11 protein-coding genes are annotated in these 14578 nt (G+C 72.9%); 3 read left to right on the forward strand and 8 right to left on the reverse strand.

Annotated features, from left to right (window positions below; all coding sequences use genetic code 11):
* The first annotated feature begins 1 nt into the window (after window position 1).
* Window positions 2-388 (forward strand): type II toxin-antitoxin system VapC family toxin, encoded by a 387-nt coding sequence (locus FB554_RS11525; RefSeq protein WP_236022380.1) that lies wholly within the window; start codon window positions 2-4, stop codon window positions 386-388.
* 232 nt (window positions 389-620) lie between these two features.
* Here FB554_RS11525 and guaB read toward each other — a convergent pair whose 3' ends face one another.
* The gene (gene guaB, locus FB554_RS11530) at window positions 621-2147 is read right to left on the reverse strand and encodes an IMP dehydrogenase (RefSeq protein ID WP_142006223.1); all 1527 of its coding nucleotides are present in this window, start codon (window positions 2145-2147) and stop codon (window positions 621-623) included.
* 138 nt (window positions 2148-2285) lie between these two features.
* On the opposite strand from guaB, the gene FB554_RS11535 reads away from it, so the two are divergent.
* Entirely contained in the window at window positions 2286-2867 is a 582-nt protein-coding gene (locus FB554_RS11535; RefSeq protein ID WP_142006225.1) for a hypothetical protein, read from the forward strand.
* A gap of 430 nt (window positions 2868-3297) precedes the next feature.
* On the opposite strand, the gene shbA is transcribed toward FB554_RS11535, so the two are convergent.
* Window positions 3298-3876 (reverse strand): RNA polymerase sigma factor ShbA, encoded by a 579-nt coding sequence (shbA, locus tag FB554_RS11540; RefSeq protein WP_142006227.1) that lies wholly within the window; start codon window positions 3874-3876, stop codon window positions 3298-3300.
* Between the two features lie 347 nt (window positions 3877-4223).
* Here shbA and FB554_RS11545 point away from each other — a divergent pair, with 347 nt between their 5' ends.
* Entirely contained in the window at window positions 4224-4481 is a 258-nt protein-coding gene (locus FB554_RS11545) for an RNA-binding S4 domain-containing protein (protein WP_142006229.1), read from the forward strand.
* Between the two features lie 246 nt (window positions 4482-4727).
* Here FB554_RS11545 and groL read toward each other — a convergent pair whose 3' ends face one another.
* The 6 genes from groL to FB554_RS11575 form a co-directional block, all read right to left on the reverse strand.
* On the reverse strand, window positions 4728-6338 hold the full coding sequence (gene groL / locus FB554_RS11550) for a chaperonin GroEL (RefSeq protein ID WP_142006231.1): 1611 nt from the start codon (window positions 6336-6338) through the stop codon (window positions 4728-4730).
* A 131-nt stretch (window positions 6339-6469) separates the two neighbouring features.
* On the reverse strand, window positions 6470-6763 hold the full coding sequence (groES, locus tag FB554_RS11555) for a co-chaperone GroES (protein WP_142006233.1): 294 nt from the start codon (window positions 6761-6763) through the stop codon (window positions 6470-6472).
* A gap of 240 nt (window positions 6764-7003) precedes the next feature.
* Entirely contained in the window at window positions 7004-9001 is a 1998-nt protein-coding gene (locus FB554_RS11560) for an ABC transporter ATP-binding protein (protein ID WP_142006235.1), read from the reverse strand.
* Window positions 8998-10893, reverse strand: coding sequence for an ABC transporter transmembrane domain-containing protein (locus tag FB554_RS11565; protein WP_142006237.1), 1896 nt, complete (start codon window positions 10891-10893; stop codon window positions 8998-9000). The genes FB554_RS11560 and FB554_RS11565 overlap by 4 nt, the downstream gene beginning before the upstream one ends.
* 220 nt (window positions 10894-11113) lie before the next feature.
* Window positions 11114-12175: a hypothetical protein gene (locus FB554_RS11570; protein ID WP_142006239.1), complete on the reverse strand. Its 1062-nt coding sequence runs from the start codon at window positions 12173-12175 to the stop codon at window positions 11114-11116.
* A gap of 1133 nt (window positions 12176-13308) precedes the next feature.
* Entirely contained in the window at window positions 13309-14553 is a 1245-nt protein-coding gene (locus FB554_RS11575) for an Nramp family divalent metal transporter (RefSeq protein WP_142006240.1), read from the reverse strand.
* Window positions 14554-14578: the final 25 nt, after the last annotated feature.

The raw sequence follows: 14578 nt of genomic DNA on the forward strand, positions 1-14578 counted from the left end.
CGTGCTCGTCATCGACGCCTCCGCCCTGGTCCTGGCCGTCGTCGACACCACGAGCCGCGGCGCAGCCGTGCGCCAGCAGCTCCTGTCCGGCGTCGCCGCCCCGCACCTCGTCGACGCGGAGTGCGGTCAGGCGTTGCGCGGGCTCGTCCACCGCGGGGTGCTGCCCGCCGACCGAGCCGCCACCTCGCTGGCCGCGGCGCGCGACCTCGTCGTCCAGCGCTACCCCGTCGCCCCGCTGCAGTCCAGAGCCTGGGAGCTGCGCGACAACCTCAGCTTCTACAACGCGACCTACGTCGCGCTCGCCGAGGTGCTCGACGCGCGACTTCTCACCGCCGACCGACGGCTCGCGACCGCGCCCGGCCCCGAGTGCCCCATCGACCTCGCCTGACCCGGCCGACGCCGCGGGGCGACGCACACCCGCGCCCCTTCCGCATTTCGTACGTCGTCGCACGATCTGAGCGGCCCCTCCCCCGGGATCCCGGGGTCGGCCCGCCGCACTTCGTACGTCGTCGCACGATCTGCGAGACGGGCTATCGCCCGACGTACTCATGGTCGGGCTCTGGCGCACTCCGCTCCGGCCGGGTGCCTCGCAAGCTCGACCCCCGACCTGCGCTGCGCGCTTATCGCCCGACGTAGTTGGGCGCCTCCACGATCCCCTGCACGTCGTGCGGGTGCGACTCCTTCAGGCCGGCGGTCGTGATGCGCACGAACTGGCCGCGCTCCTGCAGCTCGGGGATGGTGCGGGCGCCGACGTAGAACATCGACTGACCCAGGCCGCCGACCAGCTGGTGCAGCACCCCGGACAGCGAGCCGCGGTAGGCGACGCGACCCTCGATGCCCTCGGGCACGATCTCGTCGTCGCTCGCGACGTCGGCCTGGAAGTAGCGGTCCTTGGAGAAGGACTTCTTGCCGCGCGAGGCCATCGCCCCGAGCGACCCCATGCCGCGGTAGCTCTTGAACTGCTTGCCGTTGACCAGGATCAGGTCGCCCGGCGACTCCTCGCAGCCGGCGAGCAGCGAGCCGAGCATCACCGTGTCGGCGCCGGCGACCAGGGCCTTGGCGATGTCGCCGGAGTACTGCAGGCCGCCGTCGCCGATCACCGGCACTCCCGCCGGGCGGCACGCCTGCGCCGCGTCGAAGATCGCCGTGACCTGAGGGACGCCGACGCCCGCGACCACGCGCGTGGTGCAGATCGAGCCCGGGCCGACCCCGACCTTGACCGCGTCGACACCCGCGTCGACCAGCGCCTGCGCGCCGGCCTGGGTGGCGACGTTGCCGCCGATGATCTGCACGTGGCGGGTGGCCGGGTCGGACTTGAGCTTCTTGATCATCTCGAGCATGAGCCGGGCGTGCCCGTTGGCCACGTCGGGGACCAGCACGTCGACACCGGCGTCGACCAGCGTGGTGGCGCGCTCCCAGGCGTCGCCGAAGTAGCCGATCGCCGCGGCGACGAGCAGCCGCCCCTGGCCGTCCTTGGACGCGTTGGGGAACTGCTCGGACTTCACGAAGTCCTTGACCGTGATGAGGCCGGACAGCTTGCCGTCACCGTCGACCAGCGGCAGCCGCTCGCGCTTGTGCTGACGCAGCAGCGCGGTGGCGTCCTCGTGGGAGATGTCGGTGGGCGCGGTGATGAGCGGCATCGGCGTCATGACCTCGCGCACCCGCAGCGTGCCCCAGTCGGCGACGGGGGTGAACCGCAGGTCGCGGTTGGTGATCATGCCGATGAGGGTGCCGTCACCCTCGACGACCGGGAGGCCGCTCACGCGGTACTCCCCGCACAGCTCGTCGAGCTGCTCGAGGGTGGCGTCGGGGCCGATGGTGACGGGGTTGGTGATGCGCCCGGTCTGGGTGCGCTTCACGAGGTCGACCTGATAGGCCTGGTCCTCGATCGACAGGTTGCGGTGCAGCACGCCGAGCCCGCCCTGGCGGGCCATGGCGATCGCCATGCGGGCCTCGGTGACGGTGTCCATCGCGGCCGAGATCAGCGGCACGCGCAGGGAGATCTCCCGGGTCAGCCGCGAGGTGGTGTCGACCTCGCTGGGCACGACATCCGTCTCGCCGGGCAGCAGCAGCACGTCGTCGTAGGTCAGACCGAGCTGGCCGAAGTGCGTGGGAACCGAAGGAAGCGGGGCCATCTCTGGTGCCATGAACCAAGTGTAGGTTCCCCGAAGGGGTGCCCCGACCACGGCAGGAACAGCCGATCAGGGCGTACGTCTGCGCCAGGTCAGGGGCTGGGCGTCACCGAGGGCGCCGGGCCACGACCGTTGCCCCGGCTGGTGCGCTCGGTGGCCTGGCCAGGGGCGTCGGCCGACCGACCGGGCGAGCGCTGCGACGTGGTCGAGCCGGTCGGCTCGGGGCTGATCAGGCGCTGCCGGCTCGTGGTCGAGCCGGTGCTGTCGACGCTCGACCCCTTCGGGCCGCCGGGGCGCGACGCCGAGGAGCTGGACGAGGTCGGCGACGGGCTCGAGGGCCGGATCGACGGACGGTTCGCCTCGGTCGAGGTCGACGTGCCGGACGAGGAGCTTGACGAGCTGGAGCTCGTGGACCCGCTGCTGCTGGTCGACCCCGTGCTGGAGCTGCTGCTCGGCCGCGAGGAGCTGCTGCCCGTCGAGGTCGAGGAGCCGCTGCCGCCCGAGGACGACCCGGACGGTGTCGACGGGGTGGTCGGGGTGGCCGTCGGCGCGGGACCGGTGCCCGGGCGGCTCGGCCGCTGCTGCTGCGACGTGCCCGGCGCATCGCTCAGCGACGCCGTGCCCGGCAGCCGGGACGGCAGGTCGGTCGGGGTCGGGCGCGGCGAGGGGCTGGTGCCGGGCGGGCCCGGCAGCGGCGAGGACGCCGGGGCGGTGGTCGCCGAGCCCGACGGCTGACCCACCGTGGTGGAGCTGCCGGTCGAGCCGGGGACGCCGCCGCTGCCGTCGTCGTTGCCGTGGCCGCTGCCACCGTCGCCGTCACCGGTGCCGTCGTCGGCGACCGGTGTCTGGCTGGGCGTCTGACCGCCGAACACGCTGCTCGCCACGTTGCCGAGCTGGTAGAGCACCGGGACCTGGTGACCGGTCACCGCGGCAGCCATCGACGAGACCGAGAGGGTGGCGACGGCGATGCCCGTGGCCGCACCGACGTACGACAGGTGCCGGCGGCGCGACGGGCGCGCCGGGACCGAGCCGGGGGTGCGGTCGATCTCCCCGACCCACGCGGAGAGCAGGTCGCTGAGCTCGTCGCGCTCCGCGGGGCGGCGGCGGCCGCCGAGGGCGTCGAGCGCCCGGTCGTCGCTGTGGATGCGACCGAGAGAGGGCGGCGTCACGCCAGCTCACTCCCCTCGGCCAGCATGCTGCGCAGCCGGCCGAGAGCGCGGTGCTGGGCCACGCGCACGGCGCCGGGGGTCATGCCCAGCGCCTCGGCGGTCTCGTCGGCCGAGAGGCCCACGGCCACGCGCAGCGTGACGATCTCGCGGTGCTGGGGGGAGAGCCGGTCCATCAGCTCCCACACGGCGCGCGCCTGGTCCGAGCGCAGCGCGTGCTCCTCGGGGCCGGCGGCGGAGTCGACCTGGTCGGGCACGTCGTCGGTGGGCACCGCTCCGCGCAGGGTGCCGCGCTGGGCGTCGGCGACCTTGTTGGCGGCGATGCGATAGACGAAGGCCTCGAACGGGAGCCCGCGGTCGGTGTAGCGCGACAGCGACGTCAGCACGGCCACACACACCTCCTGCGCCACGTCCTGCGCGGCTTCCCGGGCTCCGGGCAAGGTGCCGAGACGCGCCCGCGCATAGCGGACAGCGATCTGGTGGACCCCTGCCATGAGCTGATCTGTGGCTGCGCCGTCACCTGCCCGCGCGGCGCCAACCAGATCCCGCAACGCACCCTGCGGGATCGACTGCTCCATCGGCCTGGGGCCGGAGAATGTTACGGGTGTGACGTCATCCTGATCGTCTGCTGAGACAGGGTCGGCGGAGCCGCGGCGTCCGTAACGCACATGTCCTCCGTCCCGAGTGTCCAGCAGCGGCCCCCTGCCGCGGTCGCTGGAGGTGCCGGCGACCTGAGATCCAGCGTGACCGACGACTCCTACCTGTGCAAGCCGACCCCGCAAACTCGGCTCCTCCCTGCGGGTGACCCCGGTCTCGCCCGGCGTCGCGGGGCGCACGCACCGCCAGCCGTACGTCGGGCGCCGGCTCTCCCCGTACGCCGGCACGGGTGTGTCCGCACCCGCCGCCGTCTGGGAGGATCACGGCTATGGCTGGTGACGCAGGCGACCCCGTGATCGAGGTGCCGATCCGTGACGAGGAGATCCGCCTCGGGCAGCTGCTGAAGCTGTCCGGGCTGGTCGAGGACGGCGCCGAGGCGCGCGAGCTCATCCAGACCGGGCGCGTCCAGGTCGACGGCGAGGTCGAGACCCGCCGGGCCCACGGCGTACGCCCGGGCAGCACCGTGCACCTGCCCGGCGCGACCATGACCGTGGTGCGCGCCGACGAGGTCTCACCCGCGCCCTGACGTACGACACCCCTGCGTACGCCACCCCCGACGTACGGCACCCCCGGAGCCCCGCATGAAACCCGGTTACGGCCATCTGACCCTGATGGATCGAGGTCATACGCACCTGACCCGGTTTCATGCACATCGAGGTCGGCGCACGTAACCCGGTTTCATGCCCAGGGTGGGGCATGAGGGCTGAGGGCATGACATGGGTCGGCCCCGGTGCGCGAGCGCGCACCGGGGCCGACCCGTCGGACCAAGAGGTCAGTGGCTGTGGCCGTGGCCGGCAGCCGCCGGCTCCTCTTCCTCCGGCTTGTCGACGACCAGCGTGTCGGTGGTGAGCACCATCGACGCGATGGACGCGGCGTTGCGCAGCGCGGAGCGGGTGACCTTGACCGGGTCGATGATCCCGGCCTTGACCAGGTCGCCGTACTCACCGGTGGCGGCGTTGAGGCCGCTGCCGATGCCCAGCTCGCCGACGCGCGCGACGGCGACGTAGCCCTCGAGCCCGGCGTTCTCGGCGATCCAGCGCAGCGGCTCGGCGACCGCCTTGCGCACGATCGCGACACCGGTGGCCTCGTCGCCCTCGAGCGACAGGTCGTCCAGCGCCGCGGCGGCGTGGATGAGGGCCGAGCCGCCGCCGGCGACGATGCCCTCCTCGATGGCCGCGCGGGTCGCCGAGATGGCGTCCTCGATGCGGTGCTTCTTCTCCTTGAGCTCCACCTCGGTGTGCGCACCCACGCGGATCACGCAGACACCGCCGGCGAGCTTGGCCAGGCGCTCCTGCAGCTTCTCGCGGTCCCAGTCGGAGTCGGTGCGCTCGATCTCGGCCTTGAGCTCCTTGACCCGGCCCTCGACCGCGTCGTTGTCGCCGGCGCCGTCGATGATCGTGGTGGTGTCCTTGGTGAGGACGACGCGGCGGGCCTGGCCCAGCACGTCGAGGTCGGCCTGGTCGAGCTTGAGGCCGACCTCCTCGGCGATGACCTGACCGCCGGTCAGGATCGCAATGTCCTGCAGCATCGCCTTGCGGCGGTCGCCGAAGCCGGGCGCCTTGACCGCGGCGACGTTGAACGTGCCGCGGATCTTGTTGACGACCAGGGTCGACAGGGCCTCGCCCTCGACGTCCTCGGCGATGATCAGCAGCGGCTTGCCGGACTGGACGACCTTCTCCAGCAGCGGCAGCAGGTCGGCGATCGAGCCGATCTTGCCCTGGTTGATGAGGATGTAGGCGTCCTCGAGGACGGCCTCCATGCGCTCGGGGTCGGTCACGAAGTACTGCGACAGGTAGCCCTTGTCGAACTGCATGCCCTCGGTGAAGTCCAGCTCGGTGACCGTGCTCGAGGACTCCTCGACGGTGATCACGCCGTCCTTGCCGACCTTGTCGAACGCGTCGGCGATGAGCCCGCCGATGGTCTCGTCCTGGGCCGAACCGGTCGCGACCTGGGCAATCTCGCTCTTGCCCTCGACCGCGCGGGCGTTCTGCAGCAGCCGCTCGTTCATCGCGTCGACGGCCTTGTCGATGCCGCGCTTGACACCACCGGGCGCCGCGCCGGCCGCGACGTTGCGCAGGCCCTCCTTGACCAGGGCCTGGGCGAGGACCGTGGCGGTCGTCGTGCCGTCACCGGCGATGTCGTTGGTCTTGGTGGCGGCCTCCTTGGCGAGCTGCGCACCGAGGTTCTCGTACGGGTCCTCCAGCTCGACCTCGCGAGCGATGGTGACGCCGTCGTTGGTGATCGTGGGGGCACCCCACTTCTTGTCGATCACGACGTTGCGACCCTTGGGGCCGAGCGTGACCTTCACGGCGTTGGCGAGGGCGTCGACGCCCCGCTCGAGCGACTTGCGAGCGGAGTCGTTGAACTCCAGCTGCTTGGCCATGTTGTGGATTTCCTTTCGGGTCGATCAGATTCGGGCGCGGCGGGCGCAGGCTGCGCCGCTCACCGCGGGGACGACGACGCCCCGGGGCACCCGGACGGGGCGCCCGGGGCGCGTCGAGAAGTCAGGAGTCGTCAGCCGACGACCGCGAGCACGTCGCGAGCCGAGAGGATGAGCAGCTCGTCGCCGCCGTACTTCACCTCGGTGCCGCCGTACTTGCTGTAGATGACCTTGTCGCCGACCTTGACGTCCAGCGGCACCCGCTGGCCGTTGTCGTCGATGCGACCGGGACCGATCGCCAGGACCTCGCCCTCCTGGGGCTTCTCCTTGGCGGTGTCCGGGATGACCAGACCGGACGCGGTCGTCTGCTCGGCCTCGACCGACTTGACGACGATGCGGTCCTCGAGCGGCTTGATGTTCACCGACACGGTGTGACCTTCCTTGTGAGGTGCGCTGCGCGAAGCAGCAGGGATCCGTCCTGCTCGCCCGGGGTCAGAGCCAAGACCGGTGGCGCGCCGTCGCGGGGGTCGCGCTGTGCGGTCGGGGCTGGCACTTGCCCCTGGCGAGTGCCAGAACTGAATCTAGGCGGGCGTTAGCACTCGGTCAACTCGAGTGCCAGAAATTCGTCTGCGGTGCACCCCGGCTGCGCCCCCGGCCGTACGACCGGCTCAGGTGGTCCAGGCCCGCCAGAGCGCGGCGTACTCGCCGTCGCGCGCCAGCAGCTCGTCGTGCGAGCCGAGCTCGGCGATGCGCCCGTCGATCACCACCGCGATCCGGTCGGCGTCGTGCGCGGTGTGCAGCCGGTGCGCGATCGCGACGACCGTGCGGCCGGTGAGCAGCGCGTTCATCGACCCCTCGAGGTGGCGAGCGGTGCGCGGGTCGATGAGCGAGGTGGCCTCGTCGAGCACGATGGTGTGCGGGTCGGCGAGCACCAGCCGGGCCAGCGCGACCTGCTGGGCGCGGCCGGGCGACAGCTCCAGGTTGCCGGAGCCGACCTTGGTGCCGAGGCCCTCGGGCAGCTGCTCGACCCAGCCGCGCGCGTCGACGGCGTCCAGCGCCGTCAGCAGCTCGTCGTCGCTCGCGCCCTCGCGGCCCAGCATCAGGTTGTCGCGGATCGTGCCGATGAAGATGTGGTGCTCCTGGGTGACCAGGGCGACCTCGCGGCGCAGCAGCGGCAGCGGCAGCCGGGTGAGCTCGACTCCCCCGACCTGCACGCTGCCGGTGCGCGGGCCGTGGATGCCGGCGAGCAGCCGCCCGAGCGTCGACTTGCCCGACCCGCTCGGACCGACGATCGCGAGCCGCTCCCCCGTGCGCAGCTCCAGGTCGATGCCGTGCAGCACGTCGTGACCCTCGCGGTAGGCGTAGCGCAGGTCGCGCCCCGCGAGCGCGACACCGTCGGGGCGCTCCTGCCCCTCGTCGCGGTCGCGCGGCACCGTGGAGATGCCGAGCAGTCGCGCGGTCGAGGCGATGCCGACCTGCACCCGGTCGACCGTGGCGACGAGCATGTCGAACGGGCCCCAGATCATCCCCGTGTAGAGGATCGCCGTGGTGATCTGTCCGATCGAGACCCAGCCCCTGGCGTACGCGATCGCGCCCATCGCGAGCACGAAGACCCGGGGGAGGCTGAACGCCAGGTCCATGGCGACGAACAGCAGGTTGCGCAGCGACATGGTGTAGCGCTCGGCCTCGCTGGACACGTCGAGGTCGGCGCGGCCGCGGCCGAGGCGCCGCTCGGTGAGGCCGAGCGCCTCGACGGTGCGCGCGCCGGTGACGGTCTCGGTGAGGGTCGTGTTGATCCGGGCGTAGCTGCCGGCCTCGGTGAGGTAGCCGGCGGGCGCGCGGCGCAGGTATCGCCGGATCTGCAGCATCGCGAGCGCCATCGGGACGATCGTGGTGAGCGCGAGCAGCGGGGAGTTGATGACCATCGCGACCAGCGCGAGCGCCACGGTGATCAGCGCGAACACCGACTCCGGCAGCGCCCAGGCCACCGAGTCGCTCATGGTGCCGGCGTCGCGGGTGACGCGGGTGACCAGGTCGCCGGACGTCGCCGACTCCACCCGCGACAGCGGCAGGTGCAGGATGTCGCGCGTGATCCGCTCGCGGGCGGTCGCGAGGATGCCCTGACCCAGCCGGGCGGCGGTGGCCTTGGCGACGAAGGTGAGTGCGGCCTGCGCGACCACGACGACCGCGACCAGCAGCGCCATCTCGTCGGCGGCGGCGATCGCCGAGGAGACGGCCCCGCGGCCGATGTCGGCAATCGCGGAGTCGACCAGGCGGCCGAGCAGCAGCGGGACCAGCAGTCCGGCCGCGGCGGCGAGCACGTTGGCGAGCACGAGCAGCAGCCCGAGACGGCGGCGCTCGGCCAGCAGGCCGCCGACGAACCGGACGACCTGGCGCGCGGTGGCGACGGGCAGCCCGCCGTGCGGCTCGCGCAGCTCGCGGGCGAAGTCCTGGGCGCGCTCGGCACGCAGCAGGTGACGGCGGCGCAGCGCCCGCGCACGCGGCAGCGGACCTCCGCCGGGGCGGTGGGTGAGCAGCTCGGGGACCGGCTCCTCCCCCGCCCGGGTCGTGCTGTCGCTCCAGGTGCGCGCCGACTCGGCCGCGATCTGCGCGGGCAGGCCGGTGCGCTCGGGCTCGGAGGACGTACGAGTGCTGGTGTGGCTCATGGCTGCGTCACCTCCTCGACGGGCTCGGCGGGTTCGGCGTCGTCGCCGCGGACGACGGTGGCGCGGTAGTCGGGGTTGCCGGCCAGCAGGTCGGCGTGGTTGCCGCGGGCGACCTCGCGGCCGCCGGCGACCAGCACGACCTCGTCGGCGTGGTGCAGCAGCAGCGGCGACGCGGTGACGACCACCGTGGTGCGGCCGCGCCGGTGCTCGGCCAGCCGCTCGGCGATGCGTGCCTCGGTGTGGGCGTCGACGGCCGAGGTGGGTTCGACGAGCACCAGCACCTCGGGGTCGGCGGTGAGCGCCCGGGCCAGGACCAGCCGCTGGCGCTGACCGCCGGACAGGCCGCGGCCGTTCTCGTCGACGCGCCCGCCCCAGCCGCCGGGCACGGCGTCGAAGACGTCTTCGGCAGCGGCGGTGTGCAGCGCGCGCTCGGCCTGCGCGCGCGAGGCGTGCCCCCACGGGTCGACGGCCGACTGCAGGGTGCCGGCGAAGATCTGCGGCGTCGCGTCGCTCACGACCACCTGGTGGCGGTATCGCTCGAGCGGCACCCGGGAGACGTCGACGCCGCCGACGGTGACGCCCCACGGGCGCGCGGCGCGCTCGCGGTCGGCCCGCTCCTGCTCGGCGCGGCGGCGGGCCCGCTCGGCCCGCTCCTTGCGCGCGGCGCGGCCGCGCAGGTGCTCGGGCAGCTCCTCGCTGACCTGGGCCTCGGCGTCCTTGGGGAGGTATCGGCCGAGGCGGTCGGCCAGCGCCGCGGTGTCGTCGGGCACCGCCGAGACGAGCATGGTGAGTCGGCCGGGCTCGATGCGGGTGCCGGAGGCCTCGTCGACGATCGTCGCCTCGCCCGGCAGCTCCAGCGGGTCCACCGGGGACACCCACGGCGCCTGCTGCGAGAGCACCGCGCGGGCCTTCGTCGCCGACACGTGGGCGCGGGTGAGCTTCTGGGCGAACTCCACGAAGGTGCGCATCGGCTCGATGAGCATCACGGCGTAGCCGAGGAGGCTGACCAGCTGGCCGACGGTGAGCTCGCCGGTCGCGACGTCGCGCACGCCGAGCCACATCAGCAGCACGACGAACGCCCCGGAGAGCAGCACGCCCATCGCGTCGACCGACGCCTGCCAGATGCCGGCGCGGGTGCCGGCCTCTCGCACGCGCTGCGACTGGGCGGTGAAGTTGCCGCCGAACGTCGACTCGCCGCCGATGCCGCGCAGGATGCGCAGCCCGGCCACGATGTCGGTGGACAGCGAGGTGAGGTCGGAGTTGCGGGAGCGCTCGATGCCGCGCCAGCGCTGCAGCGGGCGCAGCAGGGGCGCGCCGAGCACCACGAGCAGCGGCGCGGCCAGCAGCACGATCAGGCCGAGCTCGACCGACGTGCGCAGCACGATCACCGCGACCGCGAGGTAGGCCAGCAGCTGGGAGATCGTGCGCCCGGTGATCTCCATGAGCGCGCCGAACTGGTCGCCGTCGCTGCCCGAGACCGACAGCACCTCGCCGGCGGGCGTGCGGCGCGGGAGCACGTGGCCGAGGCTGAGCGACTTGCGGGTGACGAGGCTGGTGGTGCCGTAGAGCGCGACCAGCCACTGCCGCACGATCACGGTGTGGAACAGGATGCCGAACGAGGCACCCACCACGGTCACGACCGCCAGCAGGGCGACACCGCGCACGGTGGCTCCGGTGTCGCCGGTGACCAGGCCCTGGTCGATGGTCCAGCCGACCAGCCAGGGCCCGACGACCTGCGGCACCATCCACATGCACGACATGAGGGTGCCGATCCACACCAGGCTCCCCTGGGCGCGGAACATCGACCCCAGCAGGCGCATCGGCGAGCGGGTGTCGGGCTCGGACGCACCGGGGGTGAGGTAGGCCTCGACGGGAGGCGGGAAGTCGCGCATGGCGGGACAACGCTAGGCGGTGGCACCGACCGGCGCGAACGGTTTTCCGAGCGGCATGCGGCTCGGTCAGGTGCGCAACGGCTGCAGGCCGCGGCCACCGCCCGCCCACCGCCGTGAGAGTGCACGACACGCCCTTCGCGCGGCGGTGCTATGGGCGTGTCGTGCACTCTCACGGAGCGCCGCCCGCTCGCCCGCCCCCGCCGACCTCGTGACTGGTCGATCAGCCGCCGGGGATGCGGACGATCTGGCGCAGCGCGACCTCGACACCCTCCGGGGCCGCCGCAGCTGCCGGGCCGACCAGATCGGTCTTGACCGCACGGGAGGCGACGGACAGAGCGACCTCGACGTCGGACGACACCGGCACGAGGTAGGCGGTGCTCGGGGTCGCAGACTCGCCGGCGGCCTGCCCCGCCGCGTCACGAGCGGCTCGCTGCGGCGTGGCGCCGCTGACCGACAGCCGCAGAGCCGGAGCGGCGGCGAGGCGGTAGTACGTCGGCGATCCCTCGGTCTCGTCCCACGACCCGACGGTGTGGTCGGTGCGCACGAGGCCGCGGACCACCAGCCACTCCTGACCTTGCGGGGCCCAGCCGAGTCCGGCGACCCACGGGCCCCGACGCGTCCGCAGCTCGCACGCCACCTGGTCGAGCCGGACCCCGTCGACCGTGACCGGGTCGGCGCCGTCGGGGACGCAGTCCGGCGCCTCGGAGCGCCGGTCCAGGCCGCTCTGCGGCTCCGCTGACCGACCGGGCAGCTCGCGGCCCTCGGCCTCGGCGATCACGGCGATCTCACCCGTGGCCGGCACGCGCGTCGTCACCGAGCCGTTGCTCTGCAGGCTGCGGATGCCGTCGGCAACCGGGAACACGCGGTCGCCGACGCGCAGGAGCAGACGGGTGGCCGGCTCCCGCAGCTCGGCGGCCGCAGCACCCGGCCAGGGCGCCGGACCGACGGGGGATGCGTCAACCCTCCAGGTCACGCCCACGAGCCGCCCGACGTCGGCGGTGAACGTCGATCCCCCGTCGCGGACCTCGGACACAGTCCCCGCCTCGATCCGCAGGATGCCGCCACCGGGCAGGGCGACGTTCGACTTGCCGCCGTTGTGGATCGAGACCGCACTGCCGCGCACCTGCTGCCCCGCCTCCAGCTCCGGCGGACGCAGCCAGATCAGCACAGCACCGATGACCGCGGCGACGAGCAGCACCTTCGCCACGGGACGGACGTACGCCCGCGCCGCGCTGCGCGCCGGCCCGTCCCCGGCGCGACCGGAGTCGTTCGTCGCGGTCATGCCAGATCCACCGCCGCCGGGACCTCCCAGGTCCGCTCGAACCTGACACGCCGCGGGGCGTCGCCCTCGCGCTCCACCTGCGTGGAGACCCAGAGACGCACGCGCACCGGCGCACCGTAGGGCGCGTCCAGCACGACCTCGGGGAACTCGACGCTCAGGCTGCTGGATCTCATGCTGATCGGGACCCGCTCCACCGGTGGGGAGACGACTCGCGCGCCCGACGCCGACACTCCCCCCCGGCGACACCGGCTGCGGGGGCTCCAGCCGGGTGCGGCGGTCGCCCGGGCCCCAGATCGATGTCACCTCCAACGCCGGATCGGTGACCACCACCCACTCACGACCGGTCGGCGCCCAGCCGCGACCGGCGACATACGGCGTCCGCTGCCAGCCCGCAGTCACCCAGCTGGTCCACACCAGACCGCCGTTGCCGGACTCGGGCAGCTGGGAGTCGAGGACGTCGATGCTGGTCCGCCCCCGAGCGCGGTAGAGGCTGCGGAACGAGCCCGCGTCCCGGCGACCGGTGAACAGCTCCACCGACTGCCTGCGCCCGGCGTACGACACCGTCGCCGTGAGCTCGTCCACGTCACCCGGCAGCGCCAGCACGGCTGAGCCCTCGTCGGCCTGGGCAGCGACGTCGCCACCCAGGTCGACCTCCCGGCCGCCGGCCGCCAGGCGCAGGCCGACCCGCTGCAGGTCCTGGCCCTGATAGAGCACCAGCGCGGGCACGCCGTTCTGGTCAGTGATGCGCCACTGGGTCTCGACCAGTCGGCCGCCTCGGGGTGGTCGCACGCTCCCGTCGGACTCGACGCCGACCTGGGTGCTGACGACCATCTCCCGCCCGTCCGGCAACCGGAAGCGTGCCGACGCCTCGCGCTCGGCGAACACCTGCAGCTGCCCGGCAGCACGCCCACCGGCGCGCGGTCGCGCCACTGGTCGTTCCACAACCACCACCCACCGCCGGCCACGAGCGCGACGACGAGCAGACCCACCAGAGCCCGCGACGACGTACGCCGTCGTGGCGCGGGCGTCTCGGAGTCCGTCGAGGCGACGGAGGCGGGGGTCATGACCGTTGCGACGCCGAGCCCGACGTGGGGGTTCCGGCGACGACGAGCCACACACCCCCGCGAGCCGGGCTAGCTGATCGCCTTCTGGATCTCGGTCGCGGCCAGCCAGACGAACGCCGCGGCGCACAGCACCATCAGCAGGTTGGACCACCAGCCGTTGCGCCAGCGCGCCGGCACCCGGTCGGTGTTGAGCAGCCACAGCAGCGTGACCGCGAGGAACGGCATGAAGAACGCGCCGAGCACGCCGTACGCCAGGATCAGCCAGACCGGCCGCCCGAACATCACCAGGACGATGGGCGGGATCGTCAGCCACAGGATGTACGCCCGGTACCACTTCCCGCCCGCGCGCCGCTCGGGGTCGTCCTGGCTGAGCCCCTTCAGGTGGCCGACGAGGTCGGCGAACATCAGCGAGACGCCGTTCCACACGCCGATCAGCGACGACATGGCCGCGGAGAAGAACCCGACGAGGAACAGCTTCCCGAACCACTCGCCGTAGCGGTCGGCGAGCACGCCGGACAGGTCGAGCAGCCCCTGGTCGCCGGTGCTGACCGCGATCCGCGCGGAGTAGAGCAGCTCGGCCCCGACGATCAGCGTGGCGACCACGAAGATGCCGGTGACCAGGTAGGCCACCCGGTTGTCGAGCCGCATGACCCCCATCGACCGCTCGTCGGTCCAGCCCTTCTCGCGGATCCAGTAGCCGTAGGCCGCCAGCGTGATCGTGCCCCCGACGCCTCCGCCGACCGCGAGCATGTTGACCACACCGCCCTCGGGGATCGTCGGCACCAGACCCGCGACCAGCTCGCCGAGGTTGGGCAGCGTGCGGATCGCCGCGCCCACCATCGTCACGAACATCAGCGCGACCAGCGCGGCGCAGATCTTCTCGAACAGGGAGTACCGGCCCATCCACACCAGCGCGAGACCGATCAGCCCGCAGGCGATGCCCCACACCTTGACGCTGAGGAAGGGGAACAGCGAGTGCAGCGGCAGCCCCGTTCCGGCCATCGCGGCGGCGCCGTAGACGAAGCCCCACACGACGATGTACGGCACGAAGTAGATGTGCGTCCAGGTGCCGAGGGTGGACCAACCCTCGTAGATCGTCTTGCCCGTCGCGAGGGAGTACCGCCCGGCGCCCTCGACGAGCACGATCTTCATGAGGCAGCCGACGACGACCGCCCACAGCAGCGCGTAGCCGTACTTCTGCCCGGCGATCAGCGTCGCGACCAGGTCGGCCGCGCCGACGCCGGTGGCCGCAACCACCAGCCCTGGACCGACGAGCTTCCAACGGGGCGTGCTGGTCTGGGCTTCGGTGCTCACCGGGTCATCGAACCACCAAAGGGGT

This window comes from Barrientosiimonas humi (genome assembly GCF_006716095.1).
Taxonomy (GTDB): Bacteria; Actinomycetota; Actinomycetes; order Actinomycetales; family Dermatophilaceae; genus Barrientosiimonas; species Barrientosiimonas humi.

Bases quoted from the DNA above. Each gene is read 5' to 3' on its own strand.
- guaB (WP_142006223.1), bottom strand. From the start codon at position 2,147: ATGGCACCAGAGATGGCCCCGCTTCCTTCGGTTCCCACGCACTTCGGC.
- shbA (WP_142006227.1), bottom strand. From the start codon at position 3,876: ATGGAGCAGTCGATCCCGCAGGGTGCGTTGCGGGATCTGGTTGGCGCC.
- FB554_RS11545 (WP_142006229.1), top strand. From the start codon at position 4,224: ATGGCTGGTGACGCAGGCGACCCCGTGATCGAGGTGCCGATCCGTGAC.
- groL (WP_142006231.1), bottom strand. From the start codon at position 6,338: ATGGCCAAGCAGCTGGAGTTCAACGACTCCGCTCGCAAGTCGCTCGAG.
- FB554_RS11560 (WP_142006235.1), bottom strand. From the start codon at position 9,001: ATGAGCCACACCAGCACTCGTACGTCCTCCGAGCCCGAGCGCACCGGC.
- FB554_RS11565 (WP_142006237.1), bottom strand. From the start codon at position 10,893: ATGCGCGACTTCCCGCCTCCCGTCGAGGCCTACCTCACCCCCGGTGCG.
- FB554_RS11570 (WP_142006239.1), bottom strand. From the start codon at position 12,175: ATGACCGCGACGAACGACTCCGGTCGCGCCGGGGACGGGCCGGCGCGC.